This is a genomic window from Sphingobacterium sp. 1.A.5, assembly GCF_002734235.1.
Lineage (GTDB): Bacteria > Bacteroidota > Bacteroidia > Sphingobacteriales > Sphingobacteriaceae > Sphingobacterium > Sphingobacterium daejeonense.
Window position 1 is genome coordinate 258,454 of the sequence record NZ_PEBA01000045.1, and the last position, 20,462, is coordinate 278,915.

Annotated in this window: 19 protein-coding genes; 5 read left to right on the forward strand and 14 right to left on the reverse strand. The window is 37.7% G+C overall.

The annotated features are described in order from the left end of the window. Nucleotides 1-6 precede the first annotated feature (6 nt). Nucleotides 7-819: a glycosyltransferase family 2 protein gene (locus CRT24_RS15490; RefSeq protein WP_099372108.1), complete on the reverse strand. Its 813-nt coding sequence runs from the start codon at nucleotides 817-819 to the stop codon at nucleotides 7-9. A gap of 139 nt (nucleotides 820-958) precedes the next feature. On the opposite strand from CRT24_RS15490, the gene CRT24_RS15495 reads away from it, so the two are divergent. Beyond that, nucleotides 959-1,747 (forward strand): glycosyltransferase family 2 protein, encoded by a 789-nt coding sequence (locus tag CRT24_RS15495; RefSeq protein ID WP_099372109.1) that lies wholly within the window; start codon nucleotides 959-961, stop codon nucleotides 1,745-1,747. A gap of 21 nt (nucleotides 1,748-1,768) precedes the next feature. Here CRT24_RS15495 and CRT24_RS15500 read toward each other — a convergent pair whose 3' ends face one another. From CRT24_RS15500 to nuoH, 10 genes are all read right to left on the reverse strand, one after another. Beyond that, a complete protein-coding gene (locus CRT24_RS15500; protein WP_099372110.1) occupies nucleotides 1,769-3,007 on the reverse strand; it encodes a glycosyltransferase in 1,239 nt (412 codons plus the stop codon). Nucleotides 3,008-3,055: 48 nt separating this feature from the next. Continuing rightward, on the reverse strand, nucleotides 3,056-4,078 hold the full coding sequence (locus tag CRT24_RS15505) for a glycosyltransferase family 9 protein (RefSeq protein WP_099372111.1): 1,023 nt from the start codon (nucleotides 4,076-4,078) through the stop codon (nucleotides 3,056-3,058). Between the two features lie 9 nt (nucleotides 4,079-4,087). Continuing rightward, nucleotides 4,088-4,693 carry a DUF4254 domain-containing protein gene (locus CRT24_RS15510; protein WP_099372112.1) on the reverse strand — a complete coding sequence of 202 codons (606 nt, stop codon included), beginning with the start codon at nucleotides 4,691-4,693 and terminating at the stop codon, nucleotides 4,088-4,090. 86 nt (nucleotides 4,694-4,779) lie between these two features. Further along, nucleotides 4,780-6,279, reverse strand: coding sequence for an NADH-quinone oxidoreductase subunit N (locus CRT24_RS15515; RefSeq protein ID WP_099372113.1), 1,500 nt, complete (start codon nucleotides 6,277-6,279; stop codon nucleotides 4,780-4,782). Nucleotides 6,280-6,290: 11 nt separating this feature from the next. Next, nucleotides 6,291-7,895 carry a NuoM family protein gene (locus CRT24_RS15520; RefSeq protein ID WP_099372114.1) on the reverse strand — a complete coding sequence of 535 codons (1,605 nt, stop codon included), beginning with the start codon at nucleotides 7,893-7,895 and terminating at the stop codon, nucleotides 6,291-6,293. A 1-nt stretch (nucleotide 7,896) separates the two neighbouring features. Then, nucleotides 7,897-9,870, reverse strand: a complete 1,974-nt coding sequence (nuoL, locus tag CRT24_RS15525; RefSeq protein WP_257214063.1) for an NADH-quinone oxidoreductase subunit L — start codon at nucleotides 9,868-9,870, stop codon at nucleotides 7,897-7,899. 29 nt (nucleotides 9,871-9,899) lie between these two features. Next, a complete protein-coding gene (gene nuoK / locus CRT24_RS15530; RefSeq protein WP_099372116.1) occupies nucleotides 9,900-10,205 on the reverse strand; it encodes an NADH-quinone oxidoreductase subunit NuoK in 306 nt (101 codons plus the stop codon). After that, nucleotides 10,202-10,744: an NADH-quinone oxidoreductase subunit J gene (locus CRT24_RS15535; protein WP_099372117.1), complete on the reverse strand. Its 543-nt coding sequence runs from the start codon at nucleotides 10,742-10,744 to the stop codon at nucleotides 10,202-10,204. Before CRT24_RS15535 ends, nuoK begins: the two co-directional genes overlap by 4 nt. Then, the gene (locus CRT24_RS15540) at nucleotides 10,744-11,304 is read right to left on the reverse strand and encodes a 4Fe-4S binding protein (protein WP_099372138.1); all 561 of its coding nucleotides are present in this window, start codon (nucleotides 11,302-11,304) and stop codon (nucleotides 10,744-10,746) included. The genes CRT24_RS15535 and CRT24_RS15540 overlap by 1 nt, the downstream gene beginning before the upstream one ends. Nucleotides 11,305-11,307: 3 nt before the next feature. Then, the gene (nuoH, locus tag CRT24_RS15545) at nucleotides 11,308-12,381 is read right to left on the reverse strand and encodes an NADH-quinone oxidoreductase subunit NuoH (RefSeq protein WP_099372118.1); all 1,074 of its coding nucleotides are present in this window, start codon (nucleotides 12,379-12,381) and stop codon (nucleotides 11,308-11,310) included. A gap of 246 nt (nucleotides 12,382-12,627) precedes the next feature. On the opposite strand from nuoH, the gene CRT24_RS15550 reads away from it, so the two are divergent. Then, on the forward strand, nucleotides 12,628-13,413 hold the full coding sequence (locus tag CRT24_RS15550) for an META domain-containing protein (RefSeq protein ID WP_099372139.1): 786 nt from the start codon (nucleotides 12,628-12,630) through the stop codon (nucleotides 13,411-13,413). A gap of 82 nt (nucleotides 13,414-13,495) precedes the next feature. Here CRT24_RS15550 and ispG read toward each other — a convergent pair whose 3' ends face one another. Then, the gene (gene ispG / locus CRT24_RS15555) at nucleotides 13,496-15,502 is read right to left on the reverse strand and encodes a (E)-4-hydroxy-3-methylbut-2-enyl-diphosphate synthase (protein ID WP_099372119.1); all 2,007 of its coding nucleotides are present in this window, start codon (nucleotides 15,500-15,502) and stop codon (nucleotides 13,496-13,498) included. Nucleotides 15,503-15,530: 28 nt separating this feature from the next. Further along, nucleotides 15,531-16,451: a LiaI-LiaF-like domain-containing protein gene (locus tag CRT24_RS15560; protein ID WP_099372120.1), complete on the reverse strand. Its 921-nt coding sequence runs from the start codon at nucleotides 16,449-16,451 to the stop codon at nucleotides 15,531-15,533. Nucleotides 16,452-16,662: 211 nt separating this feature from the next. On the opposite strand from CRT24_RS15560, the gene CRT24_RS15565 reads away from it, so the two are divergent. The 3 genes from CRT24_RS15565 to CRT24_RS15575 are packed head-to-tail and all read left to right on the forward strand — an operon-like array spanning nucleotide 16,663 to nucleotide 19,122. Further along, nucleotides 16,663-17,397 (forward strand): ABC transporter permease, encoded by a 735-nt coding sequence (locus CRT24_RS15565; RefSeq protein ID WP_099372121.1) that lies wholly within the window; start codon nucleotides 16,663-16,665, stop codon nucleotides 17,395-17,397. 7 nt (nucleotides 17,398-17,404) lie between these two features. Further along, a complete protein-coding gene (locus CRT24_RS15570; RefSeq protein WP_099372122.1) occupies nucleotides 17,405-18,172 on the forward strand; it encodes an ABC transporter ATP-binding protein in 768 nt (255 codons plus the stop codon). A 47-nt stretch (nucleotides 18,173-18,219) separates the two neighbouring features. After that, nucleotides 18,220-19,122 carry a class I SAM-dependent methyltransferase gene (locus CRT24_RS15575; RefSeq protein WP_373604706.1) on the forward strand — a complete coding sequence of 301 codons (903 nt, stop codon included), beginning with the start codon at nucleotides 18,220-18,222 and terminating at the stop codon, nucleotides 19,120-19,122. 1,070 nt (nucleotides 19,123-20,192) lie between these two features. On the opposite strand, the gene CRT24_RS20930 is transcribed toward CRT24_RS15575, so the two are convergent. After that, nucleotides 20,193-20,462: hypothetical protein (locus CRT24_RS20930; RefSeq protein ID WP_218962579.1), on the reverse strand; the 270-nt coding region annotated here is incomplete at its 5' end.

Below are 20,462 nucleotides of genomic sequence, written 5' to 3' on the forward strand. Positions count from 1 at the left end.
TTTCTTTTAATCTTTTAAATATTGATTCAACCCTTTTTCTGTCCAAATAACTTGGTCCTTCAGGGTTTGCTCCATTATTAATTTGTTTTTCAACTCTAGATCTGGACGAATATTTTCAGCATGATACAAATGATACACAATGGCGGCAAACTTAATAACAGACTTCTTAACGCCATTGTTCATCATGCGTAAAGTTAAGTCACTATCTTCATGGCCCCATCCTTCATAAGACTCGTTGTAGCCATTGATATCAAATATATCTTTTTTCCAAAATGACATATTTGCACCACGGGCATAATAAATCGGATATTTATTTTTATATCTGTTCAATAGATAATCAGAGAGTAGAGGTAATCTAACAGAATTTTCAATTCTTTTGTTTCCCTTTCCAAAAAGATTGAAATGGGGCTTTTGTTCATGCAATACTTTTTGTGAGTACTCTTTACCTAACATCACTCGACTCCCCTGCAATAAATAATTAGGTCTCGAAGCATGAATATGATCTTTAATAAAATGATGATTTAGAAATACGTCACCGTCAATCTGAATAATATAGTCATAATTTGACCTTGCAAATGCTTGATTTAAAATCCTTGATTTTCTAAATCCAATATCTTCTTGCCAAAGATGAATAATTGGAACTGGAAAATCTTTTTTAAAATTATCTATGAGTTGCTTAGTTTCATATGTGGATCCGTCATCAGCAATGATAACTTCTGTCGGTAAAATCGTTTGCTGTTTGATACTCACCAAGCATACTTGTAAAGCCGATGGCCAATTGTAAGTTGATAAAATTAATGTAATAGAATTTGCAATCATAAAAACATATTCAGACCGAATTAAATAATTAAATATAATTCTTACGGTTTATAACAAAAGTACAGAAATTAAGTACATTTGAAATTAGAATAACTTAGTTTAATTAATAAATATTATAATTTATATTTCAAGATTTTAAATGGAAAAATGCTCTTTAATAATTTCTACTTATAATTGGCCAAAAGCATTAAACCTTTGTTTAGAAAGCGTAATTCAACAAACTGTTTTGCCAACTGAAATCATTATTGCAGATGACGGATCAAGAGAAGATACAAAGGCATTGATTCAAAAATATCAAGAATTGAATGTTTTGCCAATAAAGCACGTTTGGCATCCTGATCAGGGTTTTTTAAAATGTATTATTTTAAATAAAGCAATTTCTCAAACTTCTACAGATTATATTGTGCAGATTGATGGTGATATTATTTTGGACAGAAATTTTATTAAGGACCATTTATATGTAGCAGAAAAGAATTGTTTTATAAGAGGGACGAGGTCACATATCACACAAGAATACCTACCAACATTGTTTGAAGATAAAAATGTCAATTTCAATTTTAGTTCAAAAGGTGTTAAACATCGATTTAATGCCTTGAGAATTCCTGTGCTTTCATGGATGTTGACAAAGAAAAAATCCGATAGTAGCAGTGTTCGAGGATGTAATATGGCCTATTGGAAACAGGATTTTATTGATGTAAATGGATATAATAACGATTTGCAGGGCTGGGGACATGAAGATGAGGAATTAGCCACTAGACTGGTCAATAAAGGAGTGCTTAAGAAAACTGTAAAACTGAGATGTGTACAATATCATATATATCATCCTTTGGCCTCTAGATTAAACGAAAATACACATGAAAAAGTGATAGAAATAGTGAAAAATAGCAATTTGATTAGATGTGATAATGGATATGCTCAATTAACTTAAAAAATGTATACCGCAACGTTATTAGATTGAGGATATCAAATTTTTAAGTCTATTAATAATTAATTGCCAATTGTAATTCTCTTCTACATAAGCCATAGCTTTTGATTTATTTAAAGCGATTAAATTTGGTTGACTAATATACTTTTGAATTTTATTCTGAAAATCAGTTTCATTTGTGTAATATTCTGCGGCAAAATCACTTCTAATAGCGTGGGCCTTCATAACATCAGACTTCGCATTAACTAATACTGTTTTTCCTAAATTCATAGCCTCTAAAAGCAATAGCGATAAACTCTCGTTTTTAGAAGGATTAATAATTAACCTTGAATTTTTAATCAATCCAATTTTCTCTTCATCTGTGACAAAACCTGTATATATAATGTCTGGATGAACAATTTTTTCTTGGAAAAGACGACCTGTTAAAACTAGTTTTAAGTCACTTGGATACTTAGATTTATAATTAATAAACCAAGGAATAAGTTTTTCCATTTTTGAAACACAAACTCTTCCAAAATAGTGAATATAGTTTTCTGATAAGTGAAATTTTTCCTTGAGTTGTTGAAAAGGAATTTCATGTTCGGTATCAGTCTCTACGCCAACTGCTATTATGCTATTATTTGACATCTTATTCCCAAAAATTTTATAACTAAAGTCTCTCTCTTCAATTGTATTAAATCCAATATGTTTTACTTCAGTAAAAACATGGGTTTGAATTGATCTAAAAATATCACTATCGTTATGAACAGTTGGAATTAATATGGTTTTATTGGGGGCAACTCTTGATCCAAATACAGTATGTGGATATAAGTATGTAAAGCATATGATAGCTTTGTAATCTTTCTGGTGTGATTCTAAATAGGATAATAAGGAAGTGGAATAAAAACCATGACTTTTCATTAGTTTTTCCTCATTTTCAATTCCTAAGTCCCACTTTGGAATAATATTGGACAGGGTCTCCAATATGCCCAATCGATATAAATTTCTTCTTATCTTTCTGGAAAATTTTGTTTTTTTACGCCAATTTTGATGGACATCAGCATTATAAGGTTCACAATCAAATCTTAAAATGTTAACCCCATTTAATGATTCTTTTTCATTTGTGTAATACGGTTCAAATGTGCTATAATTTATAGTTTTACTTGTCAATACATCAACATCATAATCATCTACTAAACGTTCTGCTAGCATCCTGCAATGGTATTCCGCCCCACCATTTACTTCCTTCCCATACTGACAAACTAAAAAACAAATCTTTTCCATATCTAAAATAGAATTATTAAAATAATACGTATTTTCAACAATAAATCGCTACTCAAAATCTAATTTAGCTTTCACCTTCTCAATCACCATCTCACTAGTTACGAGGTCTATGGCCTCTACTCCATCACACAAGCATGATTTATTTCCATAAACCGAATTTGGTCTATTGGGGTGTTCCACTTGGACGCAGTCTTCCATTTTTTGGCCATAACCAAGGAATCCTGCAAACGGATGTGTTGCGCCCCAGATGGATATGCAAGGAACTCCCATTAAGGATGCCATATGCATTCCTGAGCTGTCCATACTGATCATTAAATCCAAATGTGCAATAATATCAAGCTCTTCACTCAGCTTATATTTCCCAACCACAGAATGAACGTTTGGAAATTTCCTTGCCCATTCTTCAGTGATATCTTTTTCAGCTTGACCACCTCCAAATAAAACCACCTGAGTACCAAGGTCGGACAAATATTTAATTATCTCGGTCATTTTCTCCATAGATAAAACCTTAAATGGATGTTGAGCGAAAGCTGAAATACCTATTTTTTTTGAGTTTGAAGCTAATATAGGCATCATCCCTGAAGGAATGAGGCGATGTTGTTTTTCTAAATGATGTTGAAGATTTACTGGATATCCCAAGGCTCTGAATACATCGGCGTATCGCTCTGTAGTAAGTTTGAGTTGTTTGAATATTTTGTTCTGTTGCCTTGTTAATGCTTTTTTCTCAGGTCTACCCTTGTCTAGGATTTTCACTTGGTAACCTGCGGTTCTGAAAAGTAAATCCAAAAACCTTGACCTTAGGTTATTATGGAGGTCAGCCACTTGTTTTGCTCCATACGGTTTCAATTCTTTGAATAATTTCACCAGCCCAGACATGCCTCTATGTTTGTATTTAGGGTCAAATTGGTGAAATTTCAAACGCGGAATCCCATCAAAAAACGCAGAAAATAAAGGGCGTGAAACCATGATAATCTCTGTGTCTTTATGTTGATCTTGAAACTCTCTCAATACCGATGCAACCATGGCTACATCACCCATGGCAGAAAATCTAGTGACCAAGATCCGCTTCATGTAGAGAATTTACTTTTGAGCTCCGTACAGTACGGGGTTTAAATTAGGGTCGTTGTACATTTTCATCTGTTTGTAGACCTTCATATATTTTTTACCAGTTTCAATATCTGACAACAACTCGTCAATACTTTGAGACAGATCCTTTCTTTGTTCCAACAGGATTTGAAGTTTCTCTTGGCAACTTTCAAGATGAGCATTCGAAACATCTGTACGCAAGGTTTCCAAGTTCATGTGGTAGATCTTAAGAGCTAAGATTGATAGCCTGTCAATTGCCCATGCAGGGCTTTCAGAATTGATCTTGGCATCAGGTAATGCCACAACATCAGCAAATTTCTGAAGATAATAGCTGTCTATAAACTCAACAGTATCCGTGCGTTCCTGATTTTGGCGGTCGATCCTTCGCTTCCAATAAAGTCCTTCCCGAGGGTCAATATTTGGGTTTCGGATAACATCCTCCATATGCCACTGAGCTGTGTCTATCCAGCATTTAAGGTAAAGTAAATGCTCCAAGCTCTCCCGACCATATGGATTGGCAATCGGCTGGTCAATCTTATCATGAACGTGGTAATCTTCAATTACCTTCTGAAAAATATTGTTTGCTATAGCACTGATCATGTACAAATATAGTGAATAGAGGAGATATGAGATAGGTGATAAACGTTTTGTGATAATAAATTTATAAACAAAAGGAATCTATTTTTCTAAAATAGATGATTTATTATCAATGTAGGAAAAATTCCAAACAGCACGACCAACACTGTTAGCACAACGCCTATTACCAGCATAATGCTGATTTTATTGTCTTCAGAAATAACCGCTTCATCTTCTTTATTTGCCTTTAGAAAAGAATAAAGGGGGATTTTGAAGTAATAGAATAGTGAAATCACTGAAGTCAATGCTCCTACGATAAGTAACCACAGGAAGATCTGATCACCGGCAGATTGGTAGATTTCAAAGATACTGCTGAATACTAATAGTTTCCCTACGAAACCTGCCGTTGGAGGTAAGCCGATCAAGGAAATGCCGACAAGGGAAAAACACGTGAATATGAGCGGTAATTTTTTGCCGAGCCCGGTATATGAACTTATTTGTGTGCTTCCCAATTTCTGTTCCAGCACGTCAATAAACGCAAAACTAGCCAAATTCATCAGTGTATACACGAGAATATAAAAGAAAAGGATGTCTTGTTGTCCATTACTGTATCCTATAATCGCCATCATCAGAAATCCAGTGTGCCCAATGGAAGAATAGGCCATCATGCGTTTAATATCCGTTTGCCTCAATGCAATTAGGTTTCCTGCAAGCATCGTGACAATGGAAACTATACTGATGAAAAGGAACGTAAGTTCGCTGAAATAAAAGGGGGTACTGATCCAAGCTGTAGCCAACCTTGCCATCAGAATAATGGCAGCAATTTTAGGGACAGTGGAAAGAAATGCTGTAACAGGGGTAGGAGCACCCTCATATACATCTGGCGCCCATAAATGGAAAGGAACAAAACTCAATTTAAACCCAATTCCAGTAAATACAAACAAAATCGCTATGCTGACCATGACCTCTGGTGCTGCGATCAAACCTTGAATATGCCTTGCACTCGCAAAATTAAGGTCGCCGGTAAAACCATAGATCAAAGACAACCCATATAACATAACCGCTGAACATGCAGAACCAAATAAGGCATATTTCATCGCCGCCTCTGCCTGTTTCTTGTTCTCAGAAAAATAACCAACCAATATATAAGAACAGATGGAAACCATTTCAATCGCAATAAACGCCATCAACCAATGGGTGGTCATTGAAAATAAATTCAGTCCAATTCCTGCAGCAAGTAAAATACTATAAAGGTCACCTTTTCTTTTCTTGAAATCTCTGTTTGCAAAATGTTGCTGTAAGAATATCGTAGAAACAAATAATCCAAGAGAGATAAAAACCCTAGCGAAAAATGAGGTTTTGTCAACCGTTAACATCCCATAGAACCCATGATTGGTATAATCATGTTGGGTCAATAAAATGATAAATGCAGAAATTATAGTCAGGATTGTAATAAAGAAAGAAGATTGCTTCCAATATTTATCAAAAATAAGAGTACAAGCTATACTCAACAGAAAGCCAATACACAAGGCAAATTCAACCTTGAACAAAGTAATTGACCGAATGATATGGTCTATACTATCTGTTACCTGGAATACAAAATCATTCATCTATCAATCCTCTACAAGTACGGTGTAACCAAATTTAATAAGTTCAGAACAGAGTCATTCAGCACAGCAAAAACCAATGAAGGCATGATGCCCAATAATAGCGCTAAAGCCAAAGTTGGGAATAAAATGATTTGTTCTCGGGTATTCAGATCTGATAATTTTTGGGCCCATTCTTCGCCACCTTTCAATCTTGTCTGACCAAAGAACATACGCTGTAAGGTCCAAAGGAAATATGCTGCACTCATCAGTATCCCTAATGATCCAAAAATGGCCATCCAGCGAGGAATTCCAGTATTGATGCTTTCAGCATTGAATGTTCCGATGATAACAAATGCTTCACCAATAAATGCGGAGAATCCTGGCAAACCTAAGGATGCAAAAAAAGCAATGGCAATATAAGCGGTGTATTTGGGCATAAGACCAGCCAATCCGCGGAAATTATAGATATACCTGTCATGAACGCGGTCATAGATTACACCAACCAAGAAAAATAGGGCAGCTGATAAAAACCCGTGACTCAGCATCTGGAACATAGCGCCTGAAATACCTTCAGCGGTAAGAGAAGCAATTCCCAACAATACAAAACCCATATGCGAAACTGATGAATACGCAATCAAACGCTTTAAATCGGTTTGTGCCAAGGCATTTAATGCTCCATAAATAATAGAGACAACACCTATTAGGCCCAACCACCAATTGGCGTCGGCGGCTGCATCAGGAAAGATTCCCAAACAGATACGGATTACACCATAACCACCAATTTTCAACAGTATCCCTGCTAGAATAATTGATACAGGGGTCGGAGCTTCTACGTGTGCATCAGGTAACCAGGTATGTAAGGGAACAATAGGAATCTTGATGGCGAATGCAATGAAAAGTACTATAAAACCAATCATTCTCGCCGATATACCCAATATTTCATTGTTATTTCCCAAGAAATCAAAGAATGAACCTTGAACGTAGTTTTCAGGGTTCATCATGTAAAGCATATTGAAGGTATGTGCTCCAGTATTTGGATTTTGAACCGAAAAATAAAGTCCAACAATCACCAATAACATAAATACTGACCCGAATAAAGTATAAATAAAGAACTTGATCGCGGCATATTCTCTTCTGGCACCTCCCCAGATACCTATCAAAAAGTATAGAGGAAGCAACATCACTTCATAGAAAACATAGAACAAGAAGAAATCAAGAGCACAAAATATACCCATGACAGCAGTGTTCAACAGCATCAAAAGCGCAAAATATCCTTTTTTACTTTTCTCCATATTCCATGATGCGCCTACAGCCATTAGCATCACAAAAGCACTTAACAATAATAAAGGCAATGAAAACCCATCGACACCAAGGAAATAGTCAATTTCAAGCTTACCAAGGGATCCTAAATCCAACCTTATCCAAGGTAATTGCTCGACATATTGATAGCTTGAAACTTCGTTAAAGTTGCCAGCTATTCCATTGTAATTAGCATACAGATAACCTGCCAACCCAAATTGAACTAAGGTGACAACCAATGCGATATACTTGAAGCTTTGCCCAAACCGGTTGGGAAGAATCAAGATCCCTGCTAAAGCAATCAAAGGAAGAAATATAAGTAAGGATAATGCACCCATCTTATTTTAATATCAAATAAATTATTCCAATTAATAATACCGTGAAGGCAAAACCCAAATAATTCTGGAGCCTTCCATTTTGTACCCATCTCAATAAGTGGCCGATATAATAGGTCGTGCCACCAATTGTATTTACCAATCCATCCACTATGTTGCGGTCAATCCAACTGCTCAATTGAGCGGTTCCTCGAACGACCGAGGCCAACATGTTTACAAACCCATCAATAATATTTCTGTCAAACCAATATAAGCCATTGCTCAAGCTCAAGGTGCTATTGACAAAAGCCTTTTGATAAATCTCGTTAAGATAACCCTGATTCTGGGAAAGTGCGATCCATCCATTCTGAGCATTTAATGGATACTTATTTTTTACATACCAATTCCAGCCTATTGCCCAAGAAATTGCCGATCCAAGAGTCAAGAAAATCGGCAGAATAATATGCAATGAATGAATTTCAGAGAATGTATATTTTACATCAAAACCACTTAAAATAAAAGAATGATGATATGCAAATGGATTCCAAGAAAACACAAAAAATAATGAACAAATTGCTAAAAAAATCATGGGACCAATCATGGTTAGGTTGGCTTCATGAATAATCATTTTCTCAACTTGTAGTCTAAATTCTCCAAAAAACACTTTGAAAATCAGCCTTCCAATATAGAACGCCGTCAAAATACTCACAAAGGTTAAAACGATTGGGATAATTACAAAACCTTGTCCATGATGCAAAGCCCATTCAAACGTGGATATCAAAATAGCATCTTTTGAAAGGAAACCTGAGGTCAATGGGAAACCAGCTAATGCTAGAGAAGCAATCGACATGAGCATGAATGTCTTTGGCATCCATTTCCTCAATCCTCCCATGTTGTTGATGTCTTGGGGGTCTATGTCTAAATGATTAGCTTTTTTTAGGTGTGCCATTTCATGTATGATTGCACCTGCAGAAAGGAATAGGAGGCATTTAAAGAAAGCATGGGTGGCTAGGTGAAACATCGCAGCATCCCAAGCTCCAACCCCAACCGCTACAACCATAAAACCTAATTGCGAAATAGTGGAAAAAGCCAAAATTCGTTTGATATCTTTTTGACTAAGGGCAAAATATGCCGATAACAATGCTGTAAGGGTACCTATGATGGTTATAAATAGCAGGACAGTCTCATTGAAAAGTGGGAATACGGTGCTTATTAAGAACACTCCGGCAGCAACCATGGTAGCAGCATGGATTAAAGAGGAAACTGCAGTAGGACCTTCCATAGCGTCTGGTAGCCATACATGCAAGGGAAATTGAGCCGACTTTGCCATTGCACCAACAAAAAAGCAGATGCCAGTAAATGTCATCCAACCTGCAGTTGCCTGAGGTAATGTTGATACCAATCCTTCCTTGCCAAAAAGTTCTACCAAGTTTAAACTTCCATAAATAGAATAAACTGAGGCGATACCCAATAAAAATCCTAAATCACCAATTCTGTTGATTATAAAAGCTTTTTTGTTTGCTTGTACAGCTGATTCTTTCGTGAACCAAAATCCAATCAGGAGGTAAGATGCAAAACCAACCAATTCCCAGAAGATATACATCATTAATAGATTGTTGGAAATAGTCAGCCCCAACATCGAAAAACAAAATAAACTCAGGTACATCCAATACCGATGGATACCAGGGTCTCCCTTAATATAAGTCCTAGAATAAATATGAACTGGCAATGCGATAACGCAAACAATTAACTGCATTAATACAGTTAGATTGTTTAATAAAACTCCTATCGTAAACGTATGGGTGCCTATGGTAAACCAATTGTAGTCAGCAGAAATAGGAGTAGATCTCCATACCTCAGCAAAGACAAATATTAGACTCAAAATAGTGCTTAGAAGAATCGCAATCAATGAAACATTACCTGATTTGCCTCTTTTTCCAAGGATTGCTTGAATGAGGAACGCAAGGAAAGGCAGAAGCACGACAAGTATGCTTCCCATTACTGACGATATGTTAAGCAGCTCACTCATTAGTCTCTTAAATCGGTTATATTATCCGGATTGATTGTTTTGTATTTTCTATAGACATTTAAAATAATGGCGAGACCTACTGCAACTGCTGCTGCTGCCAAAACAATGGCGAAAAGCGCAAATATTTGCCCGCCATAGTTTATTTTATCATATCGGCTGAAAGCTACAAGATTCAAGATTGAAGCATTGATAATAAATTCAATCCCTACCAAAATCATAATGGCGTTTCTCTTCGCTATAATGGCGTAAAGACCAATACAAAATAAACACGCAGATACAATCAGAAAATGGGTAAGCGTAATCATTTACTATCCTCCTTTCGAGATAAATGTGCTGCACCGACCAAAGCTGCCAATAAGAAGATAGATATAACCTCAAATGGCAAGAGATATTGGGTCATAAATTTGATTCCCAATTGATTGATGTTGTTATCAGTAGATTTGATAATTTGACCACTGCGAATATTTTCGTTTATCCAATTTGGACTATTTTCCTGCCATTCAATAATTCCGTAAACCATTACAGCAAGAAATCCTATGCACAGTAATAAAGATTGCCAATTGGGTAAGGAAAGAAACCTTGCTGAGGTATTCTGAAGATCTGCCAATAGTTCTTTGTTGGAAAGCATAAATGCAAAAATCATAAGGATTAATACACCGCCCACATAGACCATGATTTGTGTAATTGCCACGAAATCAGCTAAAGCAAATATAAACAGCCCGACCATGCCGAATAAAACAACAAAGAATAGAAATAATGCCCGTGCAGTATTTTTAAGACTAACTACCAATAGGGCAGACCCTAAGGTCAAAGCGGCAAAAGCATAAAATATGGCTAACTCCATTATTTTTTCTTTGCTGCCTCCTTTTCAGCTTGAAACTTTGTCCATTCTTCCTTTCGAAGTTTGATTTCTTCAGCGGTCATATCTGCGAAGGAATAGGTTAAGTCGGCAAGATTAGTAGTTACACGATCATATTTATCAGTCATGGTAATACACTCTGTAGGACATACTACAGTACATAGACCACAATACATGCATTTTGCCATGTCAATATCGAACTCTGCAGCATAAAGTCTTTTTACTGAGCCATTAGAAGTTTTGCCAATTGCCTCTGGAGATTTAATGGCCTCAATGGTTATACAGTCAACTGGACATGCCTTCGCACATAGATCACAAACAATACAATCATCTATTTCTACGTCCAATTGGTACCTGGCGACTTCAGGGATTGGCATTTTTTCCCTAGGATATTGTACCGTCGTAACCCCGGCTTGTTGGTCAAAATAATTCTCTTTCTTAATATCCAGTGATTGACGCTTTTTGCGGGCACTAAAAAGGTGTCTCACCGTTAATGTAAGTCCTTTAAGGGCAGTCGCCACTCCTTGTATCGTCGTTTTAAGTATCAATTATATCATTATTAGTATTCTCCATAATCCTGAAATGGCCATACAAACAAAAGCCAAAGGAATAAGGATCTTCCAACATAAAGTCATCAGCTGATCAGCACGGAATCGAGGTAATGTCCATCGAATCCAGATTTGAACAGCAACAATAAATAGGGATTTCAACAATGTCCAGAAAATCCCCCAAATAGGACCGGTAGTCCAATCCGCCAATCTTGCCGGGCCAATATTAGGCAATGGCGTATTCCATCCTCCCAAGAAGATCACAACACCCAACATCGATACCAAGAACATCATGGCATACTCCGCCAAGAAAATAAAAGCAAACCGAATTCCACCGTATTCAGTGTGGAATCCTCCAATCAATTCACTTTCGGCCTCTGGAATATCAAATGGTGCCCTATTACACTCGGCCAAAGTCGCTATAAAAAATATAGCATAGCTAATCAGTAGATGGGGTGCCTGAAATACATTCCATGCCAATAAGCCACCAATATCATTCACTTTCCAGAATCCCAAGAAGTATATATCTTGGGTGGCCCAAACACCTTGGTTTAAAGCTATATCATTTAAATTGAGGGTTTGGGTAATCATAACAGCTGCTATCAAGGACAATCCTACTGGTAGCTCATAAGATATCATTTGTGCAATGGCGCGGATGGATCCCAATAAAGAAAACTTATTATTTGACCCCCAGCCAGCCATAAGGATACCAATCGCATCTATCGAAACGACTGCCATAATGAAAAATAGACCTGTATGTGTATTGGATGGTAATAAGTCTGGTCCCCAAGGTACAACGCTGTAACCAATGAAAACGGCAACGAAAATTATAACCGGTGCGGCAGCAAATAGGATTTTGTCCGCAGCGGATGGAGAAATCAATTCCTTTTGAAGGAGTTTGAGGATATCAGCAAAAGTCTGCAATAAACCATATTTCCCCGTCTCCATGGGACCTAACCTATCCTGAACAAAACCCGCTATCTTACGCTCTGCATACACAGCAAATAGCGTAAAAAGTGCAATAAACAGAAATATTGCTACAGGTGTTAGGATATTAATGATTAAGCTGTCCAATCTGCTTTTTAGATTAATTCTTAATTAGCTACAAACATAAGGAAAATCGTATTAAATAAGCCATATATAATGTCATTTACAAAGGTTTTTTGACTGTTTATTCAAAATTTTTGAAAGTTTATCCTAGTTTTAAATCTTTGCATGGTATTTGTCATATCCATCCAAAATTGACTGATCGGGAAATTATATTTTAAACCTTTTGGAAAATTTTAGGTATTAATAATAAGAGTTTAAACAATGATATATATGAAAAAATCTATTTTTAGTGCATTGGCAGTTTTAACTATTTTATTTGCTAGCTGCGCTGGAGGGAAAAAAGTTGTAGCAAATCAATCATCTGAGCAATCTGAAATAACAGGTAACAGATGGGTACTGATCGAACTGAATGGGAAAGAAATTACCGGTAAGTTAAATAATAAAGAACCATTTTTAGACTTCATGAACGACGGAACTCGATATGCAGCATCCGGCGGTTGTAATACAATGGGAGGTGAATACCTTTTTGGTGGAAATGGAAAAATCACATTTAAGCCAGGAATGTCTACCATGATGGCTTGTGATGATATGGAAACTGATAAATTGTTGTCAGAAGTGTTCAAAAACACGAATAATTATACCTTGAATGCCGACATCCTATCCTTGAATCAAGGAAAAAAAGCTCCATTGGCGAAATTCCGTAAAGTAGATGCTCAAAATAATTTGGCAGGAACATGGACCTTGGATTATATCGATGGTGCAGGTAACACATTCGAAGAATTGTACCCAAATAATAAACCAACAATTACCTTCGATCCTAATTCGAATAAAGTAACAGGTAATGGAGGTTGTAATAACTTTAATTCAAGTGCAGAAGTTAATGGTCGTAACATTAAGTTTTCACCAATTGCATCGACAAGAATGGCTTGTCAAGGAAATGGCGAACCTTTATTCTTCCAAACTTTGCAAAAAGTAAATGTCCAAAGTGTAAATGGTGACCAATTAACTCTTATCGTTGGTGATATTGCCGTAATGAGATTTAAAAAGAATAAATAAGAATTCTATTTCGAATATCTAGATAAATGAAAAGCGCCTGAGAAATTTTCTCAGGCGCTTTCTATTTTTTATAGTGTTGGCTTTAGTTAAGGGTTTCTTCAACCCATAAGCCATCTGATTTAATGATCTCAATCAGTTCATCCAATGCTTTTGCCGAGGATACATTTCTTTTCACCACCTCTTTCCCTCTATATAAAGTGATTTTATCGGGGCCAGCACCCACATAGCCATAATCTGCATCGGCCATCTCACCGGGGCCATTTACGATACATCCCATAATACCAATCTTTAACCCTTTCAGGTGATTGGTCCTGCTACGGATCATCTGTGTAGTTTCTTGAAGGTCAAATAGTGTCCTACCACAACTCGGACAGGAGATGTATTCAGTTTTTGAAATCCTAGATCTTGTCGCTTGTAAAATCCCAAAGGAAACCGACGCAATTTTATCTGTTGGTGTTGCTGGGGAGTCCAACCAGATCCCTGATCCCAAGCCATCAATAAGCAATGCCCCAAAATCCGTGGCTGCATACAATTGGATCTTGGAAATAGGCTCCTCCGGATTCATAATGTCACCAATAGGACCTGAAAACTCAGACGCTGGATAGCTGCGTTTAATGATCACTGGAGCATGAATACCGATCTCTTGAAAATTCGCAAAGAATTGCCTTTGATCTGCCATGCCATGCAAATGGTCGGTTTCAAGAATAAAAACAGTAGTCTTATTAATCTGCAAGGCCGCAAAATCTTCCGATTCCAATTGATCGTTGCTCACATAAATCAGGTTCATCGCAGCGTCTTTAGTTTCTGCTGCGTTATATTCCTGTAAAGTATAGATCGGATGGATATTAGTCTTGTTTTCTAACCCCAACCAAGTTTTATAATTATAAAGCTGTTTTAAGTTTCCAGGCATAGAAAAGGAGGGAAGGGAATCTCCTAAGAACACAAAATCTACAGATTGGTCCCCCATATGATATTTGTCTAACAGCGCATCATACTTATACCCTACATCAGAAAGAATAAAAGGATCTTTCAGATTTTGATTTGAAATATCAACGATAATTCTTGGAACCAATGATCCTCCAATAAAAGCATTTACTTCATCCGATTCATAAGGACTGGTTGCTCTTTCTGGTGCCAATTGGATAACCTCTCTTTTTGGAGTTTCCAATAAATCCTGGACACGTTTACTGTATCTATTTACTAAGGCTATTGCTACTGGAGCTTCCTTTTCGGGTTCTTCTGTCAAAGAAACACGAACGGTATCTCCAAGGCCGTCTTCCAGTAAAGTCCCTATTCCAACTGCAGATTTGATTCTGCCATCTTCTCCGTCACCTGCTTCAGTAACACCTAGATGCAATGGGTAATTCATGTTCTCCGCAATCATCTTCTCAACCAACAGGCGGTAGGCTTGTACCATCACCTGTGGGTTTGAGGATTTCATGGATACACATAAATTGTAATAATTCAAGTCCTCACAGATACGGATAAATTCCAATGCCGATTCAACCATACCTTCAGGAGTATCTCCATAACGGCTCATGATCCGGTCAGACAAAGAACCATGATTCGTACCGATCCTCATGGCAGTACCATATTCCTTACAGATATTTACTAATGGGGCGAATTTTTTATAGATACGGTCCAACTCTGCCTGATAGGCATCGTCAGTATAATCGATTTGGTCAAATTTCTTTTTATCGGCATAATTGCCAGGGTTCACTCTTACTTTTTCAACGATTCGGGCTGCAACCTCAGCAGCATTTGGAGTGAAGTGGATATCTGCTACTAAAGGAACAGTATAGCCTCGAGCTCTAAGTTCCTTCTTAATATTGGCTAGGTTTTCAGCTTCTTTGATACTAGGTGCAGTGATGCGAACATATTCACAACCGGCATCAACCATTTTTATGGTCTGCTCTACTGAACCCATCGTATCCATCGTGTCAACCGTAGTCATACTTTGGATTCGAATAGGGTTGTTGCCACCCATCGGGATATCCCCAATTTGAACCTCCCGGGTGAAAAACCTAGAATATTCAGTCTTGCTGTTGCAATACCCCCCTGCCAATGTTGTCAAATGCTTACTTTCCATATCGATGCAAAGTTAGCTAATTTCACGTTTAATAGCGTAAGATCGATAATGAATTTGCCGCACCCGAAACCTTGATGTCATATTTATTGGCTTCTTGGTCGTAATTTTTGCTCTTACGGTAGTCATCTTGCACAATATCAACATCCTCGTATTTATTGTTTGAGAATAAAGCATCTGTTTCTACTTGGCATGCGGCACCCTTCGGTAAGTATAGAAGAACTTTCGAAGCAGCTGTATTCACCTCAATTTCTGAAACGCCAGCATTTGGTTTGGGAAGGTGGATGTCTAAAGAACTTGCACCAGAATTTACTTCAAGTTTCTTGACACGAATATCTTTGAAATCTCCAATAATAGCTGCCGCTCCAACATTAAACTCAAACTCCCAGATCGGTTTTCTGTTTAACTCAACATTGATCAAGCTATTGTTGTATTTGTTGTTTTTCATCTTGCTGTTCAACTCCAGTTTGACATCACGATCACCTTTACTCTTCAGATTTAAAGAAGCAGTTGATTGGGATGTTTTCGCTGTCATAACATGGCTGGAATCATTGCCTGTCGTAAAATTATATTTTGCCGCTCCACCATTCACAGTGAGTTTTGCCGATTCAATGACCGCTGGCATGGGTTGAGAAACCAATTGAGCAAAAGGACCCGACACCTCATTGTCAGATGATGAAAAATCTATGTTCTCAAGTTTATCGTAAACACTTGCTTTACTGGTAACACCATTATAGAATATTATGCCACATAAAATGATGTTGGTTCCTATAACGATATATTTCCCATAGGTCCGACCCTGCAGTAACATACTCACCCCGATGGAAACCAAAATTAATGGCCATAAATTAATAATGCCGAAAAAATTGAAGTCTATAACTTTCAGATTGTGTAGCAAGAATACAACTCCTGCAAATACCAACCATATCCCTGTTGCAATTTTATTGTTCATTGTTTGTTAGCTTTGTTATCCAAAACTAATACGATAATACAAATTAAATAATGGAAAATAGGCTTGACTTGTCATTTTTTCGGTAAATCAATTAGTTTTGTCGGTGAAAAGATTCATTCAGAATTTGTATCTTGAACGCATCTAAAACAATTTTGTTAAGGATACGTTAGAATTATTGATTAAAAACAAAAATATATAAGAAAACCAACGTATGATATTTTATTATTTTGGTGAATATATCCTGTTGTTGAAGAAGGTTTTTCGAAAACCTGAAAAAATGAAGATCTATCTCAAAGAGATCTTCCACGAAATGACAGAGATTGGAGTTGGGTCGTTGGGCTTAATTGTTATCATTTCTACTTTTATCGGTGCGGTAATGACCATGCAGATTGCCTTTCAGTTGGTTTCGGATTTGATCCCAACTTCTGTAATCGGTCAGATCAATCGTGACTCCAATATCTTGGAGCTCGGGCCAACCATTTCAGGATTGGTATTGATGGGGAAAGTAGGATCCGCTATTTCATCGCAAATCGGTTCCATGCGTGTTACCGAACAAATCGATGCCCTAGAAATCATGGGTATAAATGCCGCTGGATATTTGATCCTCCCTAAAATCATTGCTGGAGTAATTATGGTACCTGTATTGGTTATTATAGCTATCGGTTGTGCATTGGTGGGTGGTCTTCTCGGTGGAGCATTGTCAGGAGCTGTAACACCAGATGATTATATTGAAGGGATTAGAGGTGGATTTAATGGATTCACAATGGTGGTAGCGATGGTAAAAGCAACAGTATTTGGGTTTATTATCACATCAGTTCCAGCATATAAAGGATTTCACGTTCGCGGGGGAGCATTGGAGGTTGGACAAGCAGGCACGAGAGCTGTAGTAATAGGATGTATATCCATATTAGCATGTGATTATCTGATCACAGCATTAATGTTGTAATTAATTTATGATTGAAGTAACAAATATACATAAGTCATTTGGTGACAACCTTGTTCTTGATGGAATTGATGCCATTTTTGAACCGGGCAAAGTAAGTCTTATTATTGGTGGATCCGGTTCTGGGAAAAGTACTTTGCTGAAGTGTATCGTCGGATTGCATCAGCCTGACCAAGGTAAAGTCTTCTTTGACAAACAAGAATTTACAAAAATGGATTTCGAAGAGAAAGTTCCAATTCGAAAAGAAATTGGAATGCTCTTTCAGAACTCCGCACTCTTTGACTCCATGACCGTTGAACAGAACATCGTCTTTACCCTGGATATGTTCACCGAAATGAGCAAAGCGGAAAAGATTGATCGTGCAAATTTCTGTTTGGAACGTGTAAACTTAGCCGGGAAAAATGATTTATATCCATCTGAGCTTTCAGGGGGTATGAAAAAAAGGGTAGGTATCGCCAGGGCATTCAGTATGAGCCCAAAATATCTATTCTGTGACGAGCCCAATTCTGGCCTTGATCCAGCAACTTCAATTTTGATCGATGAACTCGTGCTCGATTTGACCGAAGAATATAAATGTACAACCGTCGTGGTGACCCATGATATGAACTCCGTAATGGGGATCGGAAATTATATCCTGTTCTTATATAAAGGAAAAAAATACTGGGAAGGGTCAAATCAGGACATGTTGAAGTCTGACAACAAAGAATTAAATGACTTTGTCTTTGCTAGTCCATTGATGAAAGCCGCTAGGGAAAGCTTAAAGGAAGAAGACAGGTAGAATATTAGTTCCGTTGAATTTTCTATCTTTGCAGAAAAACAAGCATCTTGAACAACAATTCCCAAATACAACTACTAACGCCTCAGCATTGGAAAGATTATGAATTAATCGACTGCGGGGACTTCGAAAAACTTGAACGCTTTGGAGAATTAATCCTAATTCGTCCCGAACCACAAGCTGTATGGCCAAAAGCACTTGGAGATGCGGAGTGGAACAAACGCTATCATATTAAATTCAAAGGCCGTTCGGCAACATCTGGTGATTGGTTGAAAAAAAATCCTAAAACACCAGATAGATGGCATATTCAGTATAAAAACAAAGACGCTGAAATCAAGTTCAGACTGGGACTTACCTCCTTCAAGCACGTAGGTATCTTTCCTGAGCAAGCAGTAAACTGGGATTATATTTCTGATTCGGTTAAGTCTTTTAAGAACCCAAAACCTAAGGTCTTAAATCTATTCGCTTATACTGGTGGTGCATCGCTGATTGCTAAGGCTGCTGGAGCAGATACAACGCATGTCGACTCCATCAAACAAGTAGTAACTTGGGCAAATGAAAATCAAGAGCTTTCCGGATTGACAGATATACGTTGGGTAGTGGAAGATGCACTCAAATTCGTGAAGAGAGAATTGAAAAGAGGAAACACCTATAACGGTATTATCCTGGATCCTCCAGCTTATGGGCATGGTCCAAAAGGAGAAAAATGGAAACTGGAAGACCATATCATGGAAATGATGCGCGACGTCGTGCAGTTATTGGATCCTAAAGAACATTTCTTGATTCTTAACACTTATTCTTTGGGTTTCTCATCTGTGATTGTAGAAAACTTGATCAAGACTTCTTTCCCTAAAGTCGAAAACTTAGAGATCGGAGAACTATACCTTCAAGCTACTGCAGGACCAAAATTACCATTGGGAGTATTCGGGAAATTCAGAAAAATAGCAAAGTAATTGCATTAAGATATAAATGAAAATAGCCATCGAAAGATGGCTATTTTTGTTTTTCATAGGTAGGTCAATATATAAGTATTACACATCTAAGGGCACATCCAAGGATTTAAATCATCATATTTAAAGAATGCTCCTGCTAATTTCCCACACCTCCCTGTACGGGAAACTCATTCTGCAGGAGCCATTCACTATTTAGACCTAAATCTTTCTGTTCACTATCCAAATCGATAGCTACTGTTTTCCATTTATCATTCTCAGAATCGGACTTAATATGATTTCGCTGTTGGCAAACGCACGACACTGCTTAAGCCCGACTCCTTTCCTCATCCTCAACACATGCAAATAACAAAACAATCACGAAGTAAAAAGTAATATCAATCGGCAGGAAAAATGATGTTGGTCACAATAGTGGTTTCATCCAAACGGGGTTGGTTAGCCGTGGCAGGTGTCCCCACCTGCCACATATCACGCCATACCGCCCCAGCGGGGCGGCACTATTATAGAAAATATCATGTTTAGACGGCCACTAACCCTGTAGGGGTGTCACTATAAATTGCAGAAAAACTAACCACGCTGTGAAAAACAAAACACTAGCACGGCGCCTAAATAGTTTCCCGAGCTAAAGCTCGAGAATGACACGTTCTTTTATTTAAATGGGCGATTTTTGGGAAAATGGAGTTGCGGCTCGCCGCAACTCCATTTTCCCAAAAATCGCCCCCTTTCTAACGACATGCCTGTCATCCTAATCGCAAGATTAGGAAACTGTTTTTTTTATGATTTAAAAACAATAGTGGTCGGTGCATTCACCAACTACGGCGAACCACATCCAACACAACGCCATCAGCTTGGCATGTTTGTTTAACACACTTAACTTAATGACATTGCCCGATGGGTTGGTCAGCCGTGCCAGGTGTCCTCGCTATAATAGTTACACTCCTCAGGGGTTGGTCAGCCGTGCCAGGTGTCCTCGCTATAATAGTTACACTCCTCAGGGGTTGGTCTGGCGTGGCAGGTGCGCTCGCTATAATAGTTACACCCCGCTGGGCAATGTCATTAAGTTAAGGATTTTATCATGCCGGTTTGTAGTTTGTGTAGGTCCTGTGCTTGCACTTTTTATTCGAGGTCTTAAGCTGCCTTGGGAACGATCTTCCCTTTCGAATGGGCAATGTGTCCTTGAGGAAATAGGCCGTGAGCTCCCTGAGGATTTCCCTTTCCCTGTTTTTGAAAAAGATGGCTATCAGGTTTTCCTTTAATTTTCCGAAGGATTTGTTCCCGTTGACCTTTTGGGGGTACTTTTTCGTGGATGTATCGCGGTCGAGCTGGACCTGGGCATCCCTGAT